This window comes from Turicibacter sp. T129, assembly GCF_025594975.1.
Lineage (GTDB): Bacteria > Bacillota_I > Bacilli_A > MOL361 > Turicibacteraceae > Turicibacter > Turicibacter bilis.
Window position 1 is genome coordinate 18,265 of the sequence record NZ_JAMQUU010000056.1, and the last position, 10,386, is coordinate 28,650.

Below are 10,386 nucleotides of genomic sequence, written 5' to 3' on the forward strand. Positions count from 1 at the left end.
TTATTCCTCCTCTCCTTTTTTAAGTTGAGATTCGACGATTTGTTGATAAATCTCATTTGTTTGTAATAACTCCTCATGTGTTCCCATACCAACTACATGTCCTTCATCCATTACTAAAATACGTGTTGCGTCCATAACTGTACTTACACGCTGAGCCACAATAATAACCGTTGAATCCTTTGTTTCCTTCTTTAACGCTGCACGTAATTGAGCGTCAGTTTTAAAATCTAAAGCTGAAAAACTATCATCGAATAAATAAATTTCCGGCTTACGAACAATCGCACGAGCAATTGATAAACGCTGTTTTTGTCCACCTGATACATTTGTTCCTCCTTGTGAAATTGGTGACTCAATTCCCTCTTTCATTTTAGAAACAAAATCTGTTGCCTGTGCAATATCTAAAGCATGACGAACTTCTTCGTCCGTCGCATCTTCTTTACCATATAAGATATTATCTCGAATAGTTCCTGTAAATAACACAGCTTTTTGAGGAACATACCCAATTTTTGAACGCAACTCTTGTTGATTCATGTCACGAACATTAACACCATCAACTAATACTTCACCTTTAGCCGCATCATAAAAGCGTGGAATCATATTTAAAATTGACGATTTACCTGATCCAGTTCCACCAATAATCGCTGTCACTTCACCCGGCTTAGCAACAAACGAAATATTTGAAATTGCATATTCTTCTGCACCCTCATAACCAAATGAGACATTTTTAAATTCAACATAACCTTTTAACTGAGGTTGAATAGCTTCTTTAGGCTCTTGAATCGGAGATTTCATCTCTAAAACTTCATTAATACGAACAGCCGATGCTTGAGCACGTGGAATTAAAACGAACATCATCGTTAACATTAATAATGAGAACATCACTTGCGTTAAATATTGAATAAAGGCCATTAAATCCCCAACCATTAAGTCTCCATCATTAATTCGAATTCCACCAAACCAGATAACAGCAATAATTGATAAATTTAAAATTAACATCATTAATGGCATTAAAGCTCCCATTAAACGGTTAGCCATTGTAGCAATTCGAGATACTTCTAAACTAGCCTGATTGAAACGTTCCTGTTCTGCCTCTACCTTATTAAACACACGAATTACACGGATTCCTGTTAAATTTTCACGGACAACTAAATTTAATTTATCAATTTTATTTTGCATCTTTTGGAACATTGGTAGGGTAAACTTGGCGATAATAGCAATTGTTACGATGATAATTGGAATCACCACTAAAATAACTTTTGATAATTCCACGTCTTTACCAAGTGCCATAATCAATGCACCAACAATCATTAATGGTGCACTTAACATCATACGCATCATCATAATAACAACCATTTGAACTTGGTTAATATCATTTGTTGTACGCGTAATTAAAGACGCTGTACCCACCTCATTAATTTCAGTTAATGAAAATGATTCAACTTTTTCAAAAACTTTCTTTCTTAAATCACGACTAAATCCCATCCCGATTTTTGATGAAAGATAACTCGTTAAAATGGTACACACTGTCCCTAATAAAGCCACTAATAACATGACACCACCGCGTCCAAGAATATAGGAAACATCTCCTTGAACAATTCCAGTATCAACAATATCTGACATTAAATCTGGTAACTCTAGGTCCGTCATAGTCGAAATAAACACTAGGACTAAAACACCGATGACTAACGTCCAATAAGGTTTTAATCCTTTAAATAACTTTAACATGTCTATCTATTCCTCCCTTAATCACTAAAATTCGCTATTAATTTACTGAAAATAGCTCTTGTCTGCTCTAATTCTTCTTTTGAAAAATTTCCGAAAGATCTAAGATTTAGTTCTTTAAAAATTTGATTCACAATTTTAGCCTGACTTTTACCCTTTTCAGTTAAATAAACATGCGTCACTCGTTGATCAGCTTCACTACGTCGACGTTCAATCACTTCATCACGCTCCATACGTTTTAACATAGCACTAATTGTCGCTGCTGTCACACCTAGTTTTTGAGCTAGTTCAACTTGTGTTGATCCTTCACATTGAGATAAAGCATGAACAATCCCAGGTTGTGCTCGGCACAATCCCTCTTCCTCTAATCTTCGTTGAGCGATTGACATTTGACTTCTTATCAAATGACCAAACATAATAGCTACCTCATTGATTTCTTGACTATTCAACACAACTCACCTCACATTAAACTAAAACTATCTTACGACACTCATAATAATTAGTCAACTAACTATTAGTTAACTAATTATTTTATACAATTCTTCCACAAAAGATAGCAATTTCAATTTATAAAACTTAAACAGCGACACCCTTTAACCAAATACGGATCATACATGTTATAGTACCTACTCCTTCTTATATAGTTAGTGTGAAACAGAAATAAAAAATTAAGCATTAAAAAATAAAAAAGCAGAAAATCGTTTTGATTTTCTGCCTAACTTAATTAAAAAATTAAATGTGCAATTAAAGCAATCACTGGTAATGTGATTAATGTACGTTGAATAAAAATAATAAATAACTCTTTTAAATTAACAGGAATCTTTGAAGCTAATAATAAAGCTCCAACCTCAGATAAATAAATTAACTGAGAAACAGATACGGCTGCAATGACAAAGCGTGTCATCTCACTCTCAATTCCAGATGCTAAAACAGATGGCAATAGCATATCAGCAAATCCCGCTACTAAAGTTTGAGAAGCTGCCATAGCCTCAGGAATTTGTAATAACATTAAAACCGGTAAGAATGGTAACCCTAAAATTTTGAAAATTGGCGTATACTCAGCAATCACTAAAGCAATCGTTCCAACTGTCATAACAATTGGAATAACTGCTAGCCACATATCTAACACATTTTTAAACCCATCAATAAAAATAACTTGAATTAAATCCTGTGATTTCGCCTTTTCAATTGCCTGAGCAAATCCATGAGAAAAATTATTTAATCCAGCTAATGCTTTCTCATTCTCAACCTTTAGCGTGCCATCAAAGAATCGATCCTCTTTTTTAGATAATGGCGGTAGCTTCGGTAACATAATAGCAGCTACTAAACTCGCAATCGTCACTGTTACATAAAATGGAACAAACATATTTCCAAGATTAACCGTATTAATCACGACTAAACTAAACGTAATCGATACTAATGAGAACGTCGTTCCAATGACAGCTGCTTCACGCTTCGTATAGAATCCATCTTCATACTGCTTACTTGTTAATAAAACTCCGATTGTCCCATCACCTAACCATGACGCAATACAATCAATCGCCGAACGACCAGGTAAATTAAAGACTGGACGCATCACTTTTGATAATAATGTCCCAACAAACTCTAATAATCCAAAGTTTAATAATAAAGGTAAGAATAACCCTGCAAATAAAAATACGGAGAAAAGAATTGGGAGCAAATCATATAAAACTAATCCACCCGTGTTTAACGAGAAAATGGCCTCGAATCCTATTTCATAAACAGCCATAACAATAAAAATTGCTGCTAAAATACGAATCACAAACCAAACCGGTGTCACATTAAATAAATTATTTAAAAATTCATTTTTAAGAATGAATTTTGGTGTAAATAACTTCGTTACAATCGTTCCGATCACTGTAATCATCACTAAAAATAAAACTACTGTAGGTAAAACATCTGCAAAGTGTGCTTGAACCCAATTTGATAACATCGCAATCGGAATCGTAATCCCACCAGCCTGAGAAACAGGAAGCATAAATAACGTCACACCAATTAAAGAAGGAACTAAAAACTTTAATATTTCTGAAATCTTATATGAGCTACACGAGCCTTTAACTGGAGCTTGATTGTTTTTATTCATAATTATTACCATCCTTATAAAAAATTTTTTCTTTGATTTTATAAGTATACTTGGTAGGCCAAAACTTATCAACCATTTTAACGACAATAATCATCTTTTTACAAAAAAAAAGAAGACCCTTTTTACTATTCAGTCTTCTTCCATGCCACAAGAACAATCTCTTCGTGAAACGTATTAAAAAACTCTTGTTCCATCATTTGTAATGCTGCAATTTCTTCATCTGTTAACGATGCAATCTCATAATCTTTCAATCCGATCACCTCATCCCTATTATAACCACTATTACCTTCATCATACAAAAAAGAGACCGAATCCGGTCCCTATATTCTAAACTCTGCATCTACACCATATACTCTTTGATTTAAAATACGACGATATGCCTTTTGTTCTTCTTCCTCTAATGCTTTAAAAGAGGACATAATTTTTAATTCAACCATATCTGTTGTTAGATTTAATGGCGGTTGATAATGTGGATAAAGATTTAAAACGAACCCTAAACGTTCATAAAATCCAACTCGTCGTTTCGTCACTTTATCCACAGGGGGTTCCACTTCTAAAATAACGGGATGATTACCCGCTTCTGATAAAATATCTTGAACTAACTTTGTCCCAATTCCAAGACCTCTGGATAATGGTGTACAAGCTAAATGTTCAATATATAAAAACTCATCAAACACGTAATATGCACAAAAGCCTAATAATTTCCCTTCCTGCTCATACGTCTTCAAATGATAGTCCGAACGTTCTAGCAATGCTTTTTGACCTTCATAACTTCTAAATTCATCCCTTGGAAATGATTCTTTCATAATCTCATAAACTGCATCAAACAATTGATCCAAATTATCACCTTCTGTATAAAACTTAGTCATATTGCACATAATAACATGAATTATTCACATTTACAAGAAAGTTAATATATGGAGGCCAAACAATGAAAATAAATCCTGATTTGTATCATGGCCACGATCAATATACTAATTTTTTTGAGGGTTGGTATTTTAAAATCGTAGACGCCACTGCAACTTATGCCTTAGCGTTTATTCCTGGAATCTCTCGCAGTGAAGATACACGAGATCATCATAGCTTCATTCAAGTGATTAACTTAGTTAATCATTCCTATCACTATTACCGATATAGTATAGATGATTTTTACTCAAATAACCGTCATCTAAAAATAAATATCGGAATTAATGAATTTAGCTTTAATAAAATCTACGTCAATCTCGAACAAGTTCACGGCATCTTATACTTAGGATCACCTACGAAATGGCCAGATTCTAAACTTAATCCAGGGAGCATGGGGATTTACAATCACCTTCCCTTTATGGAATGTTACAGCCAAGTATGCGCAATCGACGGGGATATTGAAGAGGGTCATCTAAAAATTAACGGACAAGTGATTGATTTTAGTAACGGAAAATACTATATCGAAAAAAATTGGGGAAAAAGTTTTCCTACCTCATGGATTTGGGTTCAAAGTAATAACTTCGAGAATCACCGAGCAACTGTAACGTGCTCGCTCGGTATTGTTCCATTTCCACTCATTAAAGAATTCCGCGGGTTTCTGATTGGTGTTACTGTCGATCACAAATTCTATCCTTTTACAACGATGAACAACAGTAAACTTAACATTACCGTCTGCGATCGAGACATCATCCTGTGTGCAACGCATGATAATCTCCAACTCATTCTTAAAACAAAAAGTAAACCAGAAGACTTTGTTGAATGTTACGGACCTAAAAACGGAAAAATGTCACCAATACTTGAAGAAACACTTAAAGGTGAAGTCGAAATGACACTTATCAATACCAAAAAAAATCTACTAATCTATCATGGAATTGGAAAAGCGTGCGGCATTGAATATGGTGGCGACTTCTCCAAACTTCTTGATGACTAAAAAGGGGATATCTCAAAATGAGATATCCCCTTTTTATATCAATTAAACTTATCCACATACCACGAAATTGTCGACCTTAATGCATCTTCGAATGTATACAAAGGCTCCCATCCAAGTTCATATTTAATCTTACTTGAATCAATCGCATACCGTAAATCATGACCTGGACGATCCTTCACAAATTCAATCAACTCATATGGCTTACCCAATTCATCCAAAATCAGCTTTACAATCGTTAAATTCGAATACTCATTATTTCCACCTACATTATAAACTTCTCCAATACGCCCTTTATGTAAAATAAAATCAATAGCCTGACAATGATCCCAAACATGTAACCAATCTCGAATATTCTGCCCCGTTCCATATACAGGTAACTTTTCATTTTTCATTGCCTTTAAAATCATCAATGGAATTAACTTCTCAGGAAACTGAAAAGGCCCATAATTATTTGAACAACGAGAAATCGTGATAGGTAATTTAAACGTTCTCCAATATGATAATGCCAATAAATCTGCACTAGCCTTCGAGGCAGAATACGGACTAGATGCCTTCAATGGGAACATCTCTGTAAATAAAGTATCATCCTCTAATAATAAATCTCCATACACCTCGTCGGTTGATACTTGATGGAATCTCTTCACCCCATAGCATCGACAAGCATCCATTAACACTTGAGTTCCTAATACATTCGTCGTCAAAAATGAACTCGGATCTTCAATTGAACGATCCACATGACTCTCAGCGGCAAAATTAACAACCCAATCAAATTGTTCCTTCTCAAACAATTCAAAAATAAACGCCCTATCTCGAATATCACCATGAATAAATCGATACTGTGGATAATCTTGTACAGCTCCGTTATTTTCTAAACAACCTGCGTACGTTAATAAATCTAAATTAATGACCTCATAATTGGGATACGTCTTCAACATATACTCAATAAAATTACAACCAATAAAACCTGATCCACCCGTTACTAACAACTTTGTCATAGCTATCCCCCGTAAAATTACATAAACTAAACTATATTATACTTATAATCAAATCTCAAAACAATAGACGGTATTTACTAGTATAAGGAAAGAACGGTATAATAAATAAAAATACTTTTTAAGGAGGATTCATCTCTATGACAAAACCTCGTGTACTCGTAGTCGATGATGAACGTGAAATTAGAGAAGCCATCCGTATTTATCTTCGCGGGGAAGATATTGAAACTATTATGGCTACTAACGGTCAAGAAGCTGTCGATTTAATGAAGCAACAAGACATTCATCTAATTCTAATGGACGTGATGATGCCAGGCATAGATGGAATAGTTGCCACAAGTCTCATCAGAGAATTCTCAAATGTTCCCATCATCATGCTCACTGCTAAGTCAGAAGACACTGATAAAATCATGGGACTTTCGCTTGGAGCAGATGACTATATTACCAAACCCTTTAATCCAATGGAATTAGTTGCACGTGTTAAAAGCCAACTTCGTCGCTATTTACAACTCGGTTCGCAAACTGTTACTTCAAGTACTAATCAAGATATCCTTGAAGTTAATGGCCTACGTATCAACACTGCAACAAAGCAAGTCTTTGTAGATGGAAAAGAAGTTCGTCTGACACCAACAGAATTCAAAATTCTTAGTCTTCTCATGCGTAATAAAGGCCGTGTTTTCTCTATCAGTGATATCTATGAAAATGTCTGGGATGAACCCGGATATAACGCAGAAAATACCGTTGCCGTTCATATCCGAAAAATTCGTGAAAAAATTGAAATTAACCCCCGTGATCCTAGATATCTTAAAGTTGTTTGGGGAATCGGCTATAAAATTGAAGCTTAGATTTACCCAATTATATAATATTCATACTAAGGGGATACTTATATTTAATTATTCCGAATTACATCAACTAAATCACCGTTATAATTTAAATCACCAATCTTCAAATGCTACGACATCCCACAACTAGCATTACTGATCGAATCAACAAATGACCGTGTCAAAACTGGAATGGTTAAGTTATTACAATCAATACAACATACAATTAGTTATAACCAACACCCAACTGAAGCAAAAAATGAACCACAATCTAATTGTACAACAAGGTATCGTGTTGACATCAACTTAGTACTATTAGTGCCGCCACAAACAAAAGAGTTTGAAAAAAATTATAAAGAGCAATATCATCAATTCAAAAAAGCAATCAAGGAATATGAAAAGTTACATAAAATTGATCGTAAAGAACCATTAATCTAATCTGATATAGACCATAGCAAATCGTGCTGTGGTTTTTTCTTAGTATTAAGAATTTCTTAAGAAATCAACTATGTAATTTTTAAGATATAGATGTTACTCTTACAATAGAATTAATAAAATAATGGAGTTGAACTTATGAAAAATAAAGAGGACATGAATCAATCTAGAGTCCCAGAACCTCTAAAAAAAAGCTGGATTAAATTCTTACTTTCTTGTTTTATCTTCTTACTATCCTTTAATTACATCACTGATCAACTAAGGTTTGGTCAAATATTCCCACTTAATTATTTTCAATCAGATCAATATGCTATACAAGTAGTACAATTTCTAGATTCGTTTTACATAACGCAAATCCAATTACAAAAACTTCAAATCCCATTAGAAGAGATTGAGGTGACTAAACAAGAGATTCTTGATGCAAAATTTGATAGCTATCAATATGAACAATACCTTTATGATGACAATACTGGCGAACACTATTCGATTAATACCTTAACTGATGAGCAAATCAGAGATATGATTCAATATGATAAATATCAACAATATCAATCTGAAGTCTCTCACTATAAAAATACATACTATGACCAACAAGATGCTTTTTATTATGATATAACTGATAGTAATGGAAATCATTATACTAATGTAGTCTTAGAAGAAAAAGATTATCTAAATATTATTGAAATTCCCTATAAAGGAAAAAATGTTTCGAATTTTAGTATTGTTAATAGTAGTGCTCGTGATAAAGGAATTAGCGGAACACTCTACCTCCCTAAATATCCAATGGGAGAATCAACAATCCAAGGTGCATTTATTCAAAATATAACAACTAAAGTTATTTGGATTGGAGCAATTCTTGCAGCGATTATCCTTGTCATTCCTATCTATCGTAATTTTAAAAAAATTAAAAATACACAACTTAATATTCCACCCCAATACAAGTGGATTGAAGATAAATACTTGGACTTACCTATTGAATTCAAAGGTCTAATCTTCCTAGTAACAGTGTACATATTACAAAATATGAACCTAACTACATACTATCGATACTATGGAAATCTTTTATCTTATGGATTCAAATTAATTCTACAAGTTATTATCCTATTATCTATTTTATACTTCTTCTTTTTACAACTTAAAGGAATTATCCATCGAATAAAAAATCCAGAGTTATTTAAGCAAGAATGGTATAAAGGATTTTACATGAGTAATATTGATGATTGGAGTAAACTACCTATTTATCGTAATACATTTATACGAATCACTGTATATTCATGTATTATTGGGATATGGGGAATAATCTGGGGATTTTGTTTCCATGACTATGGGGCATTCCTAGTTATTACGTTTATTAGTGTAATACTCGCACTCATTCTTTTATCTATCATTAAAAAACGCACTAAAGCAATTCAGGCAATTGCTGATACTTTATCTAAAATGGCAAATAACGAAATAACATCTGAAATCTATGTTAAAGGAAATGGTCTTATTGCTAATATTGCTAAAGATGTGAATGCCGTTCGTGAAGGATTTGCAATCTCAAATCAAAAACAATCAAATAGTGAAAGATTGAAAACAGAATTAATTACAAACGTTTCTCACGATCTTAGAACACCTCTAACTAGTGTTTTAAACTATGTCGACTTAGCTAAAAGAAGTGACATCACAGAAGAAGAACGACAAGAATACTTACAAATCATTGATAATAAATCGAAACGATTAAAAGTATTAATCGATGACTTATTTGAAGCTAGCAAAATGGCTAGTGGAGCTGTTGAATTAAATAAAGAACAAGTAGATTTAGTTGCCTTAATGTATCAAGCACTAGCAGAATATGAAGATCGATTTGAAGATCAAAAATTAATTGTTAGAACAAAAACTTCTAATCAACACATGTATGCCTATTGTGATGGAAGAAAAATGTACCGTGTATTTGAAAACCTATTTAGTAATGTAATCAAATACGCACAACCCGCAACACGAGTATACTTAGAAATGACTTATGAAGGTTCTGAAATTATCATAACATTAAAAAATATATCGAACTATGAATTAGGATTCGACGTATCTGAACTAGCTGAACGCTTCAAACGAGGAGATAGTTCTCGCCATACAGAAGGTTCAGGACTCGGACTATCCATTGTAAAATCAATTTTAGAATTACACGGAGCAGCATTTGAATTATCACAAGATGGTGATTTATTCAAAGTTATTATCAAAATAAATACACTGTAAAATAGAGAGTTTCTAACACCCTCAATACCTCTCCATCTATTAATTCAACTTATAAAAAAACTCCAATCAACTGATTGGAGTTTTATAATATACAAAAAGATAAGATATAAAGGTTCTATAATATTTGGTGTGGGTGATTCCCACACTTCTTTTATTTGGAATAAAAAATAAGTATAAAAA

At 33.2% G+C, this 10,386-nt stretch carries 10 protein-coding genes; 4 read left to right on the forward strand and 6 right to left on the reverse strand.

The window, feature by feature from the left end; translation table 11 throughout:
• From NEH75_RS10215 to NEH75_RS10235, 5 genes are all read right to left on the reverse strand, one after another.
• The gene (locus NEH75_RS10215) at nt 1-1,725 is read right to left on the reverse strand and encodes an ABC transporter ATP-binding protein (RefSeq protein WP_212725055.1); all 1,725 of its coding nucleotides are present in this window, start codon (nt 1,723-1,725) and stop codon (nt 1-3) included.
• A gap of 17 nt (nt 1,726-1,742) precedes the next feature.
• Entirely contained in the window at nt 1,743-2,174 is a 432-nt protein-coding gene (locus NEH75_RS10220; RefSeq protein ID WP_238581306.1) for a MarR family winged helix-turn-helix transcriptional regulator, read from the reverse strand.
• Nucleotides 2,175-2,446: 272 nt separating this feature from the next.
• A complete protein-coding gene (locus NEH75_RS10225; RefSeq protein WP_055305870.1) occupies nt 2,447-3,826 on the reverse strand; it encodes a YjiH family protein in 1,380 nt (459 codons plus the stop codon).
• 125 nt (nt 3,827-3,951) lie between these two features.
• The gene (locus NEH75_RS10230) at nt 3,952-4,077 is read right to left on the reverse strand and encodes a hypothetical protein (RefSeq protein ID WP_256637855.1); all 126 of its coding nucleotides are present in this window, start codon (nt 4,075-4,077) and stop codon (nt 3,952-3,954) included.
• A 69-nt stretch (nt 4,078-4,146) separates the two neighbouring features.
• Nucleotides 4,147-4,665 (reverse strand): GNAT family N-acetyltransferase, encoded by a 519-nt coding sequence (locus NEH75_RS10235; RefSeq protein WP_147614379.1) that lies wholly within the window; start codon nt 4,663-4,665, stop codon nt 4,147-4,149.
• Nucleotides 4,666-4,757: 92 nt separating this feature from the next.
• Between NEH75_RS10235 and NEH75_RS10240 the strand changes: the two genes are divergently transcribed.
• Nucleotides 4,758-5,723, forward strand: coding sequence for a tocopherol cyclase family protein (locus NEH75_RS10240; protein WP_055305871.1), 966 nt, complete (start codon nt 4,758-4,760; stop codon nt 5,721-5,723).
• Nucleotides 5,724-5,761: 38 nt separating this feature from the next.
• Here NEH75_RS10240 and rfbB read toward each other — a convergent pair whose 3' ends face one another.
• Nucleotides 5,762-6,718: a dTDP-glucose 4,6-dehydratase gene (gene rfbB, locus NEH75_RS10245; RefSeq protein ID WP_070099810.1), complete on the reverse strand. Its 957-nt coding sequence runs from the start codon at nt 6,716-6,718 to the stop codon at nt 5,762-5,764.
• A gap of 137 nt (nt 6,719-6,855) precedes the next feature.
• On the opposite strand from rfbB, the gene NEH75_RS10250 reads away from it, so the two are divergent.
• From NEH75_RS10250 to NEH75_RS10260, 3 genes are all read left to right on the forward strand, one after another.
• The gene (locus NEH75_RS10250) at nt 6,856-7,560 is read left to right on the forward strand and encodes a response regulator transcription factor (RefSeq protein WP_055243938.1); all 705 of its coding nucleotides are present in this window, start codon (nt 6,856-6,858) and stop codon (nt 7,558-7,560) included.
• Nucleotides 7,561-7,728: 168 nt separating this feature from the next.
• Nucleotides 7,729-7,974 (forward strand): hypothetical protein, encoded by a 246-nt coding sequence (locus tag NEH75_RS10255; protein WP_262948850.1) that lies wholly within the window; start codon nt 7,729-7,731, stop codon nt 7,972-7,974.
• A 135-nt stretch (nt 7,975-8,109) separates the two neighbouring features.
• Nucleotides 8,110-10,206 (forward strand): sensor histidine kinase, encoded by a 2,097-nt coding sequence (locus NEH75_RS10260; protein ID WP_238581307.1) that lies wholly within the window; start codon nt 8,110-8,112, stop codon nt 10,204-10,206.
• The last annotated feature ends 180 nt before the right edge of the window (nt 10,207-10,386 follow it).